Here is an 18,369-nt window from a genome sequence, read left to right as displayed (position 1 = left end):
CTAAGTCTATTATAGAACGAACTAATATACGATACAATAAGGAACGAATAATAGAGATATACAGATAAATGCATAGAAAAAAGCCCGTCATAACGGGCTTTTTTTAGTTCCTAATATATATACATTCTCCAACTCCCCAAGAAACTCCTCTTTGTAATTCCCCCAGTTTTTAAGGATAATAGAGTTATACTTGCATACGCACCACAAGTAGGTAAGGGTGATTTAGTATATGTCTCTAACTAGTTTGTAGTTTAGGAGGTGGCATATGGACGCTTTAACTATTATATGGGTCATTGTTTGTGCCTATTTATTACTGAATTTATTAGTCGGCGTGTATTGTCATATTCGTGTAAAAGATAGTACTGATTATCTACTCGCAGGTCGTCGTATTGGGGTTCTTATGACGGCAGGCACGTTAGCTGCTACAGAGATCGGTGGCGGGAGTACCGTTGGTGTAGCCGCGAAAGCATATGGTTCTTGGGGTTTATCTGCAGGTTGGTACGTAGTTTCTGCAGGGATTGGGGTTATTCTCGTTGCTTTCATCGCACCACTGTTACGACGTGCTATGGCAACGACCGTACCGGAGATCATCGGTCGTCGCTTTGGTGGCTCTAGCCATCTCATTACGTCTATTCTCTCTATGCTCGCAACAATTACCTTAGCAGGTGTACAAATTACTGCAACAGCAACCATTATTAGCGTTCTTACCGGGCTTTCAACAGAGCTTGCCATTCTCATCTGCGGCGCGGTCCTAGTAATTTACACCATGTCCGGCGGCATGTGGAGCGTAACGATGACAGACGTTATCCATTTCTTCGTTCTCGTTGGGGGCTTTACCCTCGCTGTGCCATTTGTATTGCACAATGTGGGCGGCTGGGAAACAGTAGTGTCTAAATTACCACCTGAACAGCTGGGCTTCACAAAGGTTGGTTGGAAAACCATCATCGGCCTTATTATCATGTACTTCATGACCTTCTCCACCGGCCAAGAGTCCGTACAACGGTACTTCGCCGCGAAGGATGAAAAAACAGCCGTTCTCGGTTCCATCATTTGTGGTATTATCATGGCTCTATTCGCCTTCGTTCCTGCCGTATTAGGCCTCGTAGCATTGGCTGAGTTCCCTGGAATTGAAGCGAACAATGCAGTGGCAACGGTAGCGCTTAACCTCATGCCTCCTATAATGGCGGGCTTCGTTATGGCCGCTGTCGTATCGGCGACACTTTCATCAGGCGCAGGCGACCTATTAGGCGCTGCTACTGTATTTACCAAGGATATTGTGGAACATCATTTTGGTAAAAGCCTCACCGATGCTCAGCTCACAAAATATAGCCGTCTATGCGTGCTATTCCTCGGCATTATCGCCATCGTTATCTCTCTCGTAAGCAAAGCCATCATTCCAATGCTCGTATTTGCTTTCACCATGAGATCTGCGGGCCCATTCGCTGCATTCCTACTAGGCCTCACCTGGAAAAATGCAACAGCTGGCGCTGGCATTTGGTCCATCGTGCTCGGCTCCATCGCAGGCGTGTACTGGGAATTCGTGGGCAACCCATATGGCATTATGTCCATCATCTTTGGTTCCATCGTCAGCCTCATCGTCTTTGTAGCTGTCGTATGCATTGAAAGAGCCATGGGTAAACCACCGGCTCCACCGGCTATACCAAATGATTTAAAAGAATAACTTAAAAGAATAATGTAAGAGAACGTTCTAAAAGAGTTCTCTAAGAAAAAACTCCTATCGGTTAAACCAATAGGAGTTTTCTTATTTTATAACGATATCCTTAAATTATGTGCCATACACACATTCATCACAATTTGACGATATATCATAACCTTACTATAATATAGATAGATAGTCAGACGAGTAGTGACGTCAGGCTCATCTCACAAACTTAATAATATGTAGAAATGGCCTTTTCGTTTTATCTAATTTCCGAAGAAACGAAGGGCTATTTTGCTATTTCTAGACAAATAAGCGCCACAAGTGCTCCAAAGGATATCATGACTGATAAAATTCCAAGGATAATCATAATGATTTTATAACCACTCATAAGCAACCCTCCCTTCAAAAACGAAGAGAGGCCCAACCTCGTCCAACTATCCTAAGTCTATTATAGAACGAACTAATATACGATACAATAAGGAACGAATAATAGAAATATATAGATAAATACAGTAAAGACCGTACCTAAAAGTACGGTCTTTTTCTTATTTCTTTAGTCTTTTATTCCTTGCTTGTCTTAGTTGCTTGGCATTTCCAAAATCTAAATATTCCATTATATTGCGTAGTTCAATATGGCTATACTTATTTTTACCATCTTCATAGGTAAGGAACATATAATATTCATACTTATCATCTTTTATTAACTGATAAATACGAGACTTCTTACCCGGATTATATTGATCTAGGAGATAAGAAGGAACACCATTATTCCATACTAAAGCTACTTGAAGAGGTATATCTTTCAGTAATGTTGGATTCTTTTTATAGAAAAAGTGATTGAAAACAGTCTGTGTATATAGTTGTATAGGCTCCCCTTTATCAACTAAAGAACTTCGCGCAACAACGAGTTTCATCCCATCCCCAACATACACGCGACCTTGAAAGTTATCACTTTTCTCTTCCCTATCTAACATCATACCCTTGGGTAGTCGATAAGTCAGATTGTCCCATGTAATAGTATCACTAGTATTATCTAAATTCTCTAATGGTTGAATAGAAGGAATTACAAAATTAGCCATTGTAGATTCTAACTTTTTTGTAACGGGCTGATTCTTGTTGCCTAAAAATGCCATATACGTCTGATTTGGGTATTGATCGAAAGTAACGGCAGCATACATTACAGGTAGATTTCCATTCGCATATTGCTCTCTTATTCCCCAATAGCCTTTACTAAGGCCTGGATACATAAATTCCCCTTGCCGTTGAGCCTTTTTATTAAATCCTGAATCTTCAACTCGTACATTAGCACCTAACAGCCCCGCAATAGCATAACGATCAAAAACATACGAGCCTTTCCCCTTTTTATCCAAGTCCTCAAAATAACTTTCTACCACTGAAATAGGCAATGTCACTTTAGCCTTATAGTCACTTTCGTGCAATAAAATTACAGTAGATTCATGCGTAATTAAATCCAAATACTTCGCATAGGCTTTTTTTAATTGCTCTGCCTGCTCCGCAGTACCTTTCTTCTCAAGAACCTCACCATCAATCCTATTATTATACTCTTCTATTTTCTTAATATGATCAGCAGTAGTAATATTGCGAGTCTTATCGTAACGATAGTTCTGATATGCAGTATCCGGAATACTAGCATCAGCCCCTGGTACAGGCGGTTGTCCTTCAGGAACAGTATATTGCGTTGCACCAATAGGCATGGTGAAAGCTACTACCACAGCCAGGCTCAACAAAGTACTTTTTAGTTTCATATACACCTCTCAAACAATAATAGACACGTTCTCTCATTAGTATAAGTATACTATATCCGCGAGAACGTGCCTATGCATGGCCCAAGCGTAAAGCTTTAGCTTGTATTATATGTATATAACGCTAGTCGTCCAATATATATAACGATTCCATTACTATCAATGTTATATGAGCTTTTAGATAACCAATTCTGTACAAAAACATTTTGAGCTCTTAATATTCATGATGCTTTCCCCTAAGGCTCTATTTTGGTTTTAAATGAGAATATAATTTTCAACCGACCGATCACTATACATAGTTATTTTATTTGTCCAAGTATCATTGCCCCACCCATTCTCGTAAACATATTAGGCCGATTATAGTGAAAGTCTCTGTCTAATTGTATTTGTAGGATTTCTTTATTTAACTTAGTAAACATCGCTACATAAGATGTTCTAGAGAATACTCCACCGCCTTGCAATATACTCATATCTTTTTGCAAAATATAAAGATTACCTTCTGGTGTTACGTATAATAGTGGTTTACTGTCACAGTCATCAACCAATAGTTGTAATACATCGAGTACCAACTTCAGCCTACAATGGCGAACATAAAGAACGTAATATAAGGAATTTTTTCCATTAGTAAAGGAATGATATACCTTATCATAAGGTACATCTAAAAACGCTAGATACTGCTCCATCGTACGGCCCTCTACCTGATAATTAGGTGCGGGAATAAAGAGAATGTGGTCTAAACCTAAATGACTAGAAAGTTGTCCAAAATCATCTAAATTACTACGGTCACAATGAGGCGCTCGAACTAGACGGTAATCCTCTTCAATAGAGATACATTGATAAGTGCATCCCTTACACTTCAAATCGTCCACAACCATTTGACCATATAGTTCAATATAATTTGCTTGCCACTGGCCAAGTTTACAATGCCCTATAATCCTAGAACCCTGATAATTCCAAATCTTAGTTTCACCCTTTAAGGAAACAAATAGCACATGATGGGCTCCATATTTATGTGCATACCATGCCGCTACCTCTTGTAAGTCCTCTAAGCTATCAGGACTCCAGCAAATGAGCTCCATACCAAAAGCTTCATCTCCAACAACCCCATGAATATGATGACGACACCAATTACGGCCTGTCGTATAAGAATAAGGTAAGCCTAACACAGCTTGATTGTTAGTATCTAAACGACATATTATTTGACGGTTAAGAGATAAATGATTAGACCCCGCCTCCGCATCAATATCTTTCCCTATAGACTGACTAGGCACAACTATCATGATTTGCTTGCCTATATACGACTGAACAACATAATTAAGCTGAGATTTACCTAAAACGTCCATACATGCCACCTCATTTAATAACAAACTAGGATAAACAATAACTCTACACCTATACTATAACAAGATAAATGAGGAAAATTTTGCACATAAAAGCTCTACCTTAAGACTATTAAGATAGAGCGTTTAAATACCTGTATGGAGATGTTTAATTTAACTTTTACAAGCCAAAATCTAAGCCACCAAGATGGCAAAGAATAGTTTCCGTCCCCATCAGGGGATCAATAAATTTAACCCTGTCTTTAAAACAGCATATATTTACTGGTTCTAAAATACAAAAAACGGCGGAGATTGTATTTTGACCCTAAAAGGTACTTTAGTTAGCTAAAATAATGTCGTTTAACAGCGCAGATTTGTTTTTTCAAGGGTTAAATCTAGGTCTATTATAGCACAGCTTCAAGGGGAATGAAAAATATATGAAAACAGAGCTATCTCATAACAAGATAGCTCTGTAAGAGAGTAAATCATTATTTGTCGTGTCTTAATGATAACCTTTTATTTATGTCTCCCCTATGTTATTGTCTCCCTATAGTTCCTCCTCTCTTTTTCTCCCCCCTATTACTTCATCTCCCCTACTTATTCTTCTCTTCCCCCTAATGTTTTATCTTGTTAGGTCTCTCCAGGCGATAAATAGTTCGGCCACGACTTGTGGGTTTTGGCTGAGTTTGATGCGGGCCAGCATTTTACGCACGTAGTTACAGTGTTCTAGCATGGCTTCGTTCAGCTTGTGTTTCACATGGTGTGGGGCTTGGTACACCAAGATGGGTTTAAAGTCACCCACATGAATGTAGCTCGTATCTGGATCAGGGCCATCGGTGACGATGTATTGATACGGTATCGCCACGTTAAAGAGTCCGTATACCACGTCCTTGCCGATAGGGCGCCGACATTTAATATGACCAAAGGTCAAATGCGGCCCATAGGTTTTAGGCGCCGTATAGCTGCTGCGCCGACCGTCGCTGGTCATGATGTAATTCGGCCTCAACCCTTCTTGTAAGGCCAGCTCTCGCAGGATGGTACGAATTGGCAGATGTACCAATTCTTGACGACCATCTACGAAATAGCACATTGTGCTGTCACCGCCTCCAGATTCATAGGTAGGAATAAAACAAACAATATGATTCTTCGGATTCGTATAGATCAAATCCAAATTCTCTCCCTTAGATAGCCAAGTGGCCACCGCTACTGGTACTTCATTACATGTCATCATAGGAATTCTCTCCCCTCAACTTAGGAACATTCCTTTCAACAATACAATGAACACGTGTTCTGTGAAAGCAGATTTGCATGCTTTAATCTGCTGTTGGTTTAATTGTATATCACACTGTATAATTTGTAAATATATACACAAAACTATAGAAATTTATGTAAAATTAAAGACTTTATGATCTTGTAAAAGTAATATATACCCATATGTGTCATTATTTTCTCATTTAAATTGAGAATTGCATATTTTATGTATATCTGTTAATCGCGATTAACGTAATTATGCAATAATCAGAATATAAATAAGAAATTAAATTATATTAACACATAGTAGCCTAATACGAACTAGGCTCTAATAGACTAATACTCATATGTTTACACTCCATATTTTAATCGATTCAGAGTTCTAAGAATCTCATATGTATATAACTCTAATACGTGCACAGCTCTAAAACATATATATCTCTAATGAATGTATAGGCTTATTGCATTCATATTAGTGTACTCGTAGTTTCTTAAAGTCTGTCGTCAAGTATCTACGCAGCTTCCGCAGGGCTCGTTCATGGCGCCGTTGGATAGCTTGGCGGTTACAGTTCAGCTCTTCGCTGACAGATACGAGGCTTTTACAATCACCGTACACGCGACGCAATAGGTCTTGTTGATCTGGCGATAGTCTGCCAAGAGCCCATACGAGGCGAGCCCGTAGTCGTTGTTCCTCATCGGCCGTCATGATCATGTCTGCTATATTCTCTCCAGATGAGAAGATATCCATGCCAACCGCTACCTCGCCATCATCGGTGATGCGGTCTGGTATATGAATCTCACGATGATTACGCAACCGCTCCCGCTTCCAATACCGCATGTAACCATATCTAACACCAGCTTTCACAAAGCCAGGGAACGGCACGGAACCTTTCAAATCAAAGCTATAAATCGATTCCAATAGGATGGCCCACAGATAGCTCTCTAGGTCTTCACGAAACTCGCGATTCCCCGTCTTATTCGTATAATGTAAGATGAGTGGCCGATACCTGCGACAGAGCTCGATTTGAGCCTCATCATGGCGCAGCTCATCAGCGGACCACGGCTGGTACCCAACCGTCTGAATTCGCATATTCGGATTTTGACAAATCGACACGAGGCTCTTATCTGATAAGGATGTTAAGACCTGATGCCCGCAGATAAGAGTCTGTAATTTCAACTCCTCCGGTACCTTGTACTCTGCTTCCTTAGGCGGTATCGTTTCAGATTCTAGTTCCTTAGAAGAAGGTCTCTTAGATAGTACTTCTTTAGAAGAAGTTCCCTTTGAAGATATTTCCTCAGATTGTAAGCTTGCAGTTTTAATACAGGTTCGTTGTACTAACGGTTCTTCGTTTGTGTATAACATAAATCCCCTTTCCTGCCATGGCATAGCGCTTATCTACACAATAGCGCGGAACGGGGATTTTGACAAATTGGCAATTCTTTAGAATTCCTACATATTCTGTTACAAACTAACAGTAATTTCTATCCATTAAAAGACATAACTATACACCTAGATAGGTAATTGCTGAAAATAATAAAAAAAAAGACACCACAGAGGAAATATGGTGTCTTTCGTAAGAGGTGTTAGTACTACCATTGGGTAATAGTACGTAAGTCACGATTACCGATATACACGTTAGGCGTAACGTATTCCGATGTTACAAATAACTGTACAGGTAATCATATTTTAAATTGTCTGATTACATGGCAATACAGGAGGCTTCCACAAAGTCTTTGAGTTGTGGTTTTACGTAGGTTTGGTACACGTCTGCACCATTGCCACGAACGATGTCGCCCCAGTATTTATACACATAGCGGTACCAGAAATGGAACATGCTATTTGTGAAGTGGTAGTCAGCGTATTTCGCTGGTCCACGGCTATTCGCTTGGATACGACCTACGAGGCCCATCGCCATCAAGTCATTTAAGCGAGATGTAAAGGTGCCGCTTTTAATTTGGCTAGCTTGCAACAGCTCCACATAGTATGGTCTCTCAAGTGTAGCAAGGCCAGATAGGATCGCATTAGCACCTGTTATATTTTTCATATCTCGATGTAAGATATGCTGCGTTTCTTCAAAGAGTGCGCCCGATACAGAGAAGAACAAATTAATGATATTCGTATCGATGCTTTCACCATTATCAAAGTACTGCACATAAGCAGGCAAACCACCTGTTACGGCGAACACGGTACGCAAGTCATCCTTCGCATAATGAAGGCCCAAGGATTTCATGTCCACCAAGGAGAACGGTTTCACCTCGAAATATTCCGACACATAAGGACCAATCAAGCTGCGATCGCCAATGATGCGGCCATCGAGCTGTTCTAACCCATTCGCCATCAAGATGATGTTCAAACGGCTCGTTTCTTTATAAGCATCTAACAAATCGCGCAAGTGTATAGGGAACTGAGGTACAGCCTCCACCAAGGAAGGGTAATCATCAATCACCACAGTCTGAGGCGTTTTTACACTGCTTTCAAATAGACCCTCAAAGGCCTCTTGCAAGCTAGTGATCGGTTCGAATTTATCCTGCCCATCAGCAGGAACAAAACGTGCCTCAAGAGCTCGATTCATATCAGCTACATGGATTGCTTCATTAGCCATGCGACCCGCCAAGTATAACGCCTTATGACGGCGCACAAGCTGGGAAGCCACATAGGATTTGCCACTGCGATGCGGACCATACACAACACACAAACTCATTTGATTCATCGCAATACGGGACTGGATACTCTCAATAATCTCAGCACGTCCCACAAAATTCATATACTCTCACCTCCAACATTCTATGGAGACTATTATATCATAAATTTAAAACAAATTTAAACTTATTTTCATATTATTAACATGACTTTTGATTATGTTAATTTTTTTACTCATAAAATATACTTATTTAATGGTTTACTTTTTACCCATACGTTGGTGAAAGTTCCCATATTTACTACATTCTATACAGTTGTAGATCTAATATGACTATACATAGGAAAGTATAAAAAAAGACGTGCCTATCTAGGATAAGCACGTCATGTATATATGTTTATATGTTTATATGTTTATATGTATATGTAATAGTTTTGTTTATGGACGATACCTTCGAGGGCATTCCTAACATTATTGCATTTGCGTTTGCATCTTCATGAGTAAAATATGCTTAACCGCATCATTAAGGCGCTCATTCGTAATCGTTCCGTTCGCCACGGCTTGCGTTAATGCACGATGGACTTCATCGATGTGAACGGTGTCCGCATCAAGAAGGACGAGATCACTGCCTGCCACGATGGAGGCTACCGCAAAGTCCCCTATTTTTTGGTTTGCTTGCAAGGCACCTACATCGACACGGTCTGTCATGACCACCCCATTATAGCCAAGCTCATGTCGTAGCCAATCCGTGATAATCGCCTTAGAAGTGCTGGCCAAGTGTTCATTGTCGATAGCCGGGATTTGCACATGACTCATAACGAGCATATACGTATTCGCCGTCGTCTGTGTAATGAGGCGTTTGAATACAGCTACATCCGTAGTGTTGAGATATGCTTTCGCATCATTAGCTGTCTCAAAGGATGCATCGCCGAGGCTCACCGTTGGGAAGTAATTGTAACCAAACCACATTTTGTTGATTTGGTACCGCTCCGCCATGGCAAGGTCCATATGCCCTGCCCAAGTAGGGTCAGATGTATAGGACACATTAGGAACCCCAAGATTCGCATTCGGCCCGATGACAAGGTTGAATCCCATATCACGCATTTCAATAGCCGACCGTGTCGCTAGATTGATAATCCGTTCCATCGGCAATTGGCCCCAACGATTTGGCTCTGGCAAGCGCAAGAAACTTTCATTCGTACTCAACACCTTATCCCGATTGATGCCGATGTATGGCGTCACCAAACTCGCCGTTGTGGCCGTTTGCATGATATCGCTGGTGAAAGCTTTCACTTGGTTTTTATTATTTAGATTTTCATTTGTTAGCATAACGCCGCTCACACGGTATTTCCTGATGACGTCCTTTTGAGACTGTCCTACCGTGCTGCCATGAAGGCTAATCATCATCAGCTGGCCTATCTTGTCCTCTTGAGACATAGCCCCGAGCCAGGTATTTACCTTCTCAGGGACAGGCTTGTCTGATTGCATGACGGCCCGATACGACACAGTTCGTACCTCTTCCTGCTCTGCCTGACTCTCATGCTGGCATCCCGCAGTACCGATGGCGGCGACGATCAAGGCCATGCCACATAGGGCACGCCGTAAAAACAAGTTCATCTCTCCACAAAACTCCTTGTAATACTCTCTTACATGTTACCTTTCTATATATTATACACTATATAATTCATCTTTTCCTCATGTGAAAGCTAGTTTTCTATATCAATTTATCATAATAAAGTTATAAAGTAGTAGTAACAATTAATATAAAAGGTAATTCATACATATAACATATATAAAACTATAAGAAGGTTATACATAAAAATCCTACGAATCGCATGTAAGGTGACACTCAGTAGTCAATGTCTACATAAGTATCAAGTCACTCATGACCCGTAGGATTTATTTCTGTTCAGTTATTTACCCATATACTAGTCTAACTATACTAATGTATCGATGTATTCATCGCCGGAATACATTCGAAACGACTTGTACTGAGTAAATTAGCTAATTTGTAATGCTATTAGCCCTTATATTTAGGGGATGTTGGGCATGTTTCAGGTGTTACGTCTTTGCGATCACCAAGCACCGCGCTGCGGTCTGTGTAGTGTGTATGCAAGAGTTCGTGTGCCTTATGGCCCAATGGTTCACCCAAGAAGTCTTTGTACAATGCTTGGATTTCTGGGTTTTCATAGGAAGCAACCCATTTGTAGTTCGCATCAGCTTCGTAAAGGCCGCCGATACGAGCTTCCTTAGTTTTCACAGCTTGAGGCAATTTAGTACGCGGTTGACCGCCGCCACCAATACAGCCACCTGGGCACGCCATAACTTCGATGAAGTCATAGTGTTTGTCGCTGTCTTTCAACGCATTAAGGAAGTCACGTGTATTTTTACCGCCATGTACTACGGCAACGGACAATGTAACGTCATCACCTAATTGAACAGTTGCCTCTTTAACGCCTTCCATACCACGAACGTCTTCGAGGTGAGTCAAAGCATATGGAGGTGGCTCTTTGTCAGTGATGAGCTTGTACGCTGTACGCATAGCTGCTTCCATAACACCACCAGTGTTACCGAAGATGATAGATGCACCAGTTTCCATACCGATTAAGTCATCGAATTGGGACTCTTCAATAGCATTGAAGTCGAGGTTTTCCTCTTGGATCCAACGGATGAACTCACGTGTGGTAATGGAAATGTCTGTATCCATGCCAAGGGATTCGTCATTGTGGTAACGAGCCGCTGCATTTTCTTCTTCCCGTTTTGTTTCTGCTTTTTTAGCAGTACAAGGGTTTACAGATACAGATACGATGTTGCTAGGATTAATGCCTTTTTTCTCAGCAAAGTATGTTTTAATCATAGCCGCTTCCATAGCGATACAAGAACGTGTGGAAGACAAGTTAGGAATCAATTCAGGGAAGTAGATTTCCGCAAAGCGTACCCACGCTGGGCAGCAGCTTGTGAACTGAGGAATTTGACCGCCAGTTTTAAGACGTTCCACAAGCTCAGATGCTTCTTCCATGATCGTTAAATCCGCACCGAAGTTAGTGTCTACTACATAGTCTGCACCTAATGCGCGCAAAGCACCAACCATTTTGCCTTCAAGGAATGTACCTGGTTCATAGCCGAAACCTTCACCAATAGCTACACGCACAGCTGGAGCTGTTTGGATAACCACGATTTTTTCAGGATCTGCAAGAGCTGCTTTCACCTTTTCAAGCTCGGATTTAGCATGCATGGAGTCGAATGGACATGCAGCCGCACATTGACCACAGTGGATACATACAGGCACGTCGCCATTTGCATCGAGATCGTAGTAGTCGAGTACGCTCATTACGTCCGCACAAGCGCGACGGCATAACGTACAGTTTTTACACTTGGAAATGTCGTGATAAATGGATGGATTGTCGAGCGCAATCGGCACACGTTTATCGATAAATTCGTATTGAGACATGAGGACCTCCTCTAACAAACTAAAACTATCAAACCTTTTGGGAAACATCGGCAAAACTACGGAGCACTGTGCTCAAGGCGTACTTCCACATCTTACCTCTAGTATACGCTATGGTGAAAGTTTATACTATGTAGAAATGTTACACTTTTGTGCAAAATTATGGTCAATCATCCCTCTCTAGATACCATAATATTGTGCATGAAATTATAAGTGACATTATGAGTGACATTCTATATGACATTGTACGTCAGTATATTTCAACAAGATAGAAATTACATAAATGCGTAATAATATTCCCATTGTACCATGAATGAGTAAATAATTCACCAACTTTTCGGGAATTAAAACAAAAGAAAACCGCATGTCAATTTAAATAAAAACGTACATCAATTTAAATAAAAGAAAAAACGCACGCTCTCTAATGAGAACGTGCGTGTGTGAAGCTTTCACAAAGAATCATAACCCTCGAAGGATCAGATTATTTGTCACCCCAGATAAGTGTGTACACAGCGTATGCAGGAGTGCCTTGTTCAACCTTACGCGTAGATTTGTTAGGTTGTTCTTCTTTCACAACATAACCTTGTGGGTTATAAAGAGTTACCTTAACGTCTTTTACTTCGCGTTTTTTGTGGTTGAACTCTTCAGTTACGATATAGTGGTAACCTTCGTAGTCCATAGCTTTAATGTCCAAAGTTGCTTTTTTGTCATCTTTTTTAACGGAATCGTTATCGATGGACCAAGTGATACCATTGCTATCTGTACCAACAGTATACCAATTTGCCGCATCAACACTACCGATGCCACCAATGAATAAAGCGCCTGCTGCCAAAACAGCTGCCAATGTTTTTTTCATATTTTTACCTCTCGAATTAAATACAAGAATATAAAATCTAGTATATTCGATAAAACTAAATATTTTATGAAAGACAAACGTGCTCAATTATTAGGCCTTCATAAACCAAATATTCCCTTACCCAAAATGCTATTCCCTTATTTTAGACCATAAAATAAGGGAATAAATAATTTGGATACATTTAATCATACGTGCAGAAAGGGTTCTATCTCTTTGAGACCGACTTAGGTAACTACTCCCAAACGCAGTTTTGGAAAGATTTCCTCATTAGGAAATGAGAAAACGGGTGGATATATCTCTAAGGGCGACTTAGGTCACTATGGAGACCGAAGAGATATATCCACCCGTTCATAACCGAAGAGGAAATTTACCAAATCAAGTGATACACGCGATCTAGATTACTTCCTTCTTGTATTTGTACTTTTGTATTTACCAATGTTTCAGAGCCAATCATATAGCCTTGTGGGTTATATGTAGCAACATCAATGAGCTGTACTGTTTTATCAGCACGGTTGAATGTCATAGTATAAATGGAGTGATCTCCATTTGGATCTACAATCTTCAGGCGCAATGTAGCACGCGCATCGTTTTTATCAACGGAGTCATTGTCGATATAACCAGTACGACCATATTGATCCGTATCAAGAGCATACCAACTTTCAGCATGAGATACGCCCACACCAGCACTAAACAATAAACCGGCTACCGCTAAACAAGCAAACCATTTTTTCATAACTATTCTCTCCTGACTATAAGATTCAAATAACTATGCAATCTGCATACCATAAATTCCCTACGCCTTCATTATAACACCATAATTGCATATTACTAATAAAAACTCTATAAACTGCATAATTAATATAAATCTATTAAGGACGATGTGCTGAGTCCTATGGGCTTTGATAATATAACGTATTTGATGACTGATATTCGCGCTGTAAGGTCAACAAAACATAGAAAGCCCCGAACTGTTCTGAAAACGACTTCGGTCACTATGGAGGCTTTCAGGATAGTTCGGGGCCAAATACGTTCTGAGTATCTAAATAAACAGAGCGAATATAAGCTTCTATTAAATTGTTGGATTATTTACCCCATAGGGCCTTCATAACTTCCGCACCCATGGTATCGTCTTCAATTTTTGTAGGTTTTTGTGCTTCTTTGCTGGACAATAACGCTACGCCTGCAGCGCTGTATACTGTTGTATCAAGTTCTGTCCATGTTTTTTCTTTACGGTCAATGCGTACTGTGTAGATGTATGTGAAACCTTCTACATTGTTAATTTTAACAAGTACTGTAGCCGCATCATCTGTTTTGTATACAGATGCATTATCGATGAACCATGCTGCATCATCTGCGTCAGCATCGATATAGTACCAATCAGCAGCACTAGCTTGACCAAAGCCGCCTAAGAATAAAACCCCTGCTGCAAACATAGCAGCTAACCATTTTTTCATATCTAAACTCCTTAACGCTAGAGACGACCATCTAAGATGGCCGCCCATAGTTTCTTACATATACTATTAATACAAATTATTCTGCTTCTTCGTCTTCGATTTCAGCACCTGGAATAACAGCAATACTAGCTACTTTATCACCTTCGTCGAGGTTTTGTGTTTTCACACCAGAAATAGCTTTGCCTTTCTTCACCGCAATGTCGTTCATGTTAAAGCGAATGATTTTGCCTTGTTCAGAGATAAGCATAACTTCATCATCGTTATGAACTACTTCTACGGCAACTACGTCGCCTGTTTTGTTCGTAATCTTGAAGTTCTTAGAGCCTTTACCACCGCGTTTTTGCAATGTGTAAGCTTCCGCATCATTGCGTTTACCGAAACCTTCTTCGGAGATTGTAAACACTTGTGCTTCGCTTTCATCAGCATTAAGAACACCAGCGCCTACCACTACGTCACCGGTATTGAGTTTAATACCGCGTACACCGTGAGCCGCACGTTTCATGAGACGTACGTCGCTTTCACTGAAACGAATAGCAATACCCAATTTAGTACCAATCAAGATATCTTGGTTGCCAGTCGTTACGTTGACGGAAATCAAGTGATCCCCTTCGTCGAGGTTGATAGCGTTGAGACCAGAACGGCGGATGTTGCGGTATTCTTCGATAGCTGTACGTTTTACAACGCCGAACTCAGTAACCATGAATAAGTTTACATCTTCATGGATACGTTCAAGGTCAATCATAGTTGTAACGGATTCACCTACAGCGAGTGGCAATACGTTAACCATAGCGGTACCGCGAGAATTACGGGAACCTGCTTCTGGCACTTCGTATGCTTTGAGGCGATATGTACGGCCAGTGGACGTGAAGAACAACAATGTATTATGCGTACGAACATGCATAATTTGCGTTACATAATCGTCTTCCTTCGTTTTCATGCCGATAACGCCAGCGCCACCTTTATGTTGGTTGCGATATACGTTCGCGTTCATGCGTTTGATATAACCTTGTTTAGTCAAGGTAATAACCATCTCTTCGTCAGCGATGAGGTCTTCTACATCAAGGTCGGACGTATCGATAGTGATTTCAGAACGACGAGGGTCGCCGTATTTCTTCTTCATATCTTCTAGTTCTTCTTTGATGATTTGACGTTGACGCGCTTCGCTAGCCAAGATAGCTTTCAAATCTTCGATTAATGCCAACAATTCCTTATATTCCTCTTCGATTTTTTCGCGTTCCAAGCCTGTTAAACGGCGTAGACGCATGTCGAGGATGGCTACTGCTTGTTTTTCTGAAAGCCCGAATTTTTGCATCAATGCGTTACGTGCGATTTCGTCAGTTTGAGAACTGCGGATTGTAGCGATAACTTCATCGATGTGGTCGAGTGCGATCAACAAGCCTTCCAAGATGTGTGCACGCGCTTCGGCTTTGTTAAGCTCGAATTGAGTACGGCGTACGATTACATTGAGACGATGATCTAAATAGTAACCCAATACTTCTTTCAAATTCAATACGCGAGGATGACCATCTACGAGGGCCAACATAATCACGCCGAAAGATTCTTGAAGTTGAGTGTGTTTATATAATTTGTTAAGAACGATATCTGGTTGCACGTCAGCGCGCAATTCGATAACGATGCGCATACCTTGACGGTCAGATTCATCGCGAAGTGCTGTAATGCCATCGATTACCTTGTCGCGGCTCAAATTTGCAATCGTTTCGATAACACGAGCCTTGTTAACTTGGTATGGGATCTCAGTCACTACGATTTTATGCTTGCCCTTCGCCATTTCTTCAATGGTTGCACGAGCGCGCATTTTTACGCTGCCACGACCTGTGGAGTATGCTTTTTTAATGCCTTCCCGGCCCAAAATGAGCGCCCCAGTCGGGAAGTCTGGACCTTTGATTTGCGTCATCAATTCGTCCACAGTTACATCTGGGTTATCGATGAGCATTGTAAGGCCATTACATACTTCGTTAAGGTTGTGCGGTGGAATATTGGTCGCCATCCCTACGGCGATACCGCTGGAACCATTGATGAGAAGATTTGGAATCTTCGCTGGCAATACGGTAGGTTCTTGCAAGCTTTCATCATAGTTCGGCATGAAATCAACAGTTTCCTTGTCGATATCAGCGAGCATTTCTTGCGTAATTTTCGCCATACGTACTTCGGTATAACGCATCGCAGCGGCACTATCGCCGTCGATGGAACCAAAGTTACCGTGGCCATCTACCAAGAGGTAACGCGTATTGAAATCTTGTGCTAAACGAACCGTTGCGTCGTAAACGGATCTATCACCATGTGGATGATACTTACCGAGTACGTCACCGACGATACGAGCGGATTTCTTGTACGGTTTATTTGGCGTCATGCCTGTTTCGTGCATCGCGTACAAAATACGACGATGTACTGGTTTCAAGCCATCACGCACATCTGGAAGAGCACGCATTACGATTACGGACATCGCATAATCGATATAGGCGTTCTTCATTTCTTTATCAATCTGAACGGGATGAATATTCCCGTGGGACCATTGTTGGTCTGCCACAATCTCACCTCATTTTACTAACACTGATTATAATTCATCATAATATTATAGCATTTTTAAGGGCTAAAGGCTAATATTATAGGCATTTTTGTGAAAGCTACTTCACCTACTCTAGTAGCCAATCTAAAACATTCTTTTGCTCTATACCATTATGATTATCTGTTTTATGTAACACATCCATTGTAAGTAAATATTTAGGATAGTTATCATCAAGTTGCTCTAACGGTGATAATTCACGTCGTAACGTAGTATCTTCCATTACGGTATAGCTTACTTGATAGTATTCTAACCGATGTGGCTTTTTAGCTACAAAATCTATTTCACCATTTTGCAAATGCCCTACGTACACACGATATCCACGTCTAACTAATTCCAAATATACAATATTTTCTAATATATGACCTCGATCCGAATCTGTACGACTTAATAAAAACTTACGGAATGCACTATCTACAACATAATATTTAGCATTTCGCTGCAACAACGCTTTTCCCTTTACATCAAATCGGTCAACTTCATAGATTAAAAGACCATCTTTAAGACCTTGTAAATACTTCTCAACCGTTTTATTATCCGTTTTGCGACCATAACTAGTGAGCGTATTCGCAATCTTCGTTGGATTAATCAAACTCCCTATATTAGCCAATAAATATTTAATAATATCCAATAATAAAGGGACATCTGTAATTTTTAATCTCGTCACAATATCTTTTAAAACAACCGTATTAAGAATACTTTCTAAATACTCATCAATACTTTCATCATCTTCAACATGTACAAGCCGAGGGAAAGAACTATGCTCGATATACAAGTTGTATATATCCATATCTGACAAGTTTTGCTGACTATATGCACTATGAAATTCTTTAAATGAAAGAGGTAGCATCTCAACTTGCACATATCTGCCAGTTAATAATGTGGCAATGTCAGAGGACATAAAATACGCATTTGAACCTGTAATATAAATATCCACATTAGGTTTGACAAACAAACTCCCTACAACCTTCTCAAATTGTACTACATGCTGCACTTCATCTAAAAATACATACATAGGAATATCTGGTATCAATCGTTCTACTATGTACTCATGGAGGGCATGATACTCCTGTAATGGTTCATACTCTAAATCTTCAAAATTAATAGAAATGATTTGATTGGCTTTTACACCACTAGCTAATAATTCTTGTTTAAACAACTCAAATAATGTAGATTTGCCGCACCGACGCACACCTGAAACGACTTTGATTACATCTTGATCTTTATGACGCCTTAAAAATGCTAAATATTGCTCTCGTTGAATTAAAGGCATTATAACCTCCTTATCTCAACAATATTAACTGTTATTGCAACAAGTAGAAACACATTTTAGGATAGCAATCCTAATTCTAATACTTTTAACTTAAATAGGGATTAGAATCCTTATTTATA

13 protein-coding genes are annotated in these 18,369 nt (G+C 40.5%); 1 reads left to right on the top strand and 12 read right to left on the bottom strand.

Going from position 1 to position 18,369, the window contains the following annotated elements; translation table 11 throughout:
- The first annotated feature begins 265 nt into the window (after nt 1-265).
- Nucleotides 266-1,681, top strand: a complete 1,416-nt coding sequence (locus QZ548_RS01440; RefSeq protein WP_295867577.1) for a sodium:solute symporter — start codon at nt 266-268, stop codon at nt 1,679-1,681.
- Nucleotides 1,682-2,208: 527 nt separating this feature from the next.
- On the opposite strand, the gene QZ548_RS01435 is transcribed toward QZ548_RS01440, so the two are convergent.
- The 12 genes from QZ548_RS01435 to QZ548_RS01380 all read right to left on the bottom strand — a co-directional run bounded on the left by QZ548_RS01435 (nt 2,209) and on the right by QZ548_RS01380 (nt 18,250).
- Complete coding sequence (locus QZ548_RS01435) at nt 2,209-3,429, bottom strand: hypothetical protein (protein ID WP_295867573.1); 1,221 nt, start codon at nt 3,427-3,429, stop codon at nt 2,209-2,211.
- 296 nt (nt 3,430-3,725) lie between these two features.
- On the bottom strand, nt 3,726-4,769 hold the full coding sequence (locus QZ548_RS01430; protein ID WP_295867569.1) for a hypothetical protein: 1,044 nt from the start codon (nt 4,767-4,769) through the stop codon (nt 3,726-3,728).
- Between the two features lie 598 nt (nt 4,770-5,367).
- Entirely contained in the window at nt 5,368-5,976 is a 609-nt protein-coding gene (locus QZ548_RS01425) for a hypothetical protein (RefSeq protein WP_295867566.1), read from the bottom strand.
- A 492-nt stretch (nt 5,977-6,468) separates the two neighbouring features.
- On the bottom strand, nt 6,469-7,359 hold the full coding sequence (locus QZ548_RS01420; RefSeq protein WP_295867563.1) for a sigma-70 family RNA polymerase sigma factor: 891 nt from the start codon (nt 7,357-7,359) through the stop codon (nt 6,469-6,471).
- 337 nt (nt 7,360-7,696) lie between these two features.
- Nucleotides 7,697-8,761: an ATP-binding protein gene (locus tag QZ548_RS01415; RefSeq protein WP_295867560.1), complete on the bottom strand. Its 1,065-nt coding sequence runs from the start codon at nt 8,759-8,761 to the stop codon at nt 7,697-7,699.
- A gap of 345 nt (nt 8,762-9,106) precedes the next feature.
- Complete coding sequence (locus tag QZ548_RS01410; RefSeq protein ID WP_367113066.1) at nt 9,107-10,252, bottom strand: glycoside hydrolase family 3 N-terminal domain-containing protein; 1,146 nt, start codon at nt 10,250-10,252, stop codon at nt 9,107-9,109.
- A 403-nt stretch (nt 10,253-10,655) separates the two neighbouring features.
- The gene (locus tag QZ548_RS01405) at nt 10,656-12,086 is read right to left on the bottom strand and encodes a [FeFe] hydrogenase, group A (RefSeq protein WP_213467412.1); all 1,431 of its coding nucleotides are present in this window, start codon (nt 12,084-12,086) and stop codon (nt 10,656-10,658) included.
- A gap of 478 nt (nt 12,087-12,564) precedes the next feature.
- Complete coding sequence (locus QZ548_RS01400) at nt 12,565-12,939, bottom strand: hypothetical protein (RefSeq protein ID WP_005384879.1); 375 nt, start codon at nt 12,937-12,939, stop codon at nt 12,565-12,567.
- Between the two features lie 367 nt (nt 12,940-13,306).
- Nucleotides 13,307-13,672 carry a hypothetical protein gene (locus QZ548_RS01395; RefSeq protein WP_295867556.1) on the bottom strand — a complete coding sequence of 122 codons (366 nt, stop codon included), beginning with the start codon at nt 13,670-13,672 and terminating at the stop codon, nt 13,307-13,309.
- Between the two features lie 349 nt (nt 13,673-14,021).
- Complete coding sequence (locus tag QZ548_RS01390) at nt 14,022-14,393, bottom strand: hypothetical protein (RefSeq protein ID WP_039968827.1); 372 nt, start codon at nt 14,391-14,393, stop codon at nt 14,022-14,024.
- 76 nt (nt 14,394-14,469) lie between these two features.
- Complete coding sequence (gyrA, locus tag QZ548_RS01385; protein ID WP_295867553.1) at nt 14,470-16,941, bottom strand: DNA gyrase subunit A; 2,472 nt, start codon at nt 16,939-16,941, stop codon at nt 14,470-14,472.
- 106 nt (nt 16,942-17,047) lie between these two features.
- Nucleotides 17,048-18,250, bottom strand: a complete 1,203-nt coding sequence (locus QZ548_RS01380; protein WP_295867550.1) for an ATP-binding protein — start codon at nt 18,248-18,250, stop codon at nt 17,048-17,050.
- Between the last annotated feature and the right edge of the window lie 119 nt (nt 18,251-18,369).

Origin of the sequence: uncultured Veillonella sp. (genome assembly GCF_915069625.1) — a bacterium.
In the GTDB taxonomy this organism is placed as follows: Bacteria; Bacillota; Negativicutes; order Veillonellales; family Veillonellaceae; genus Veillonella.
Note: the sequence above shows the minus strand (reverse complement) of the source record. Positions and strands in the feature narration are given on the sequence as shown.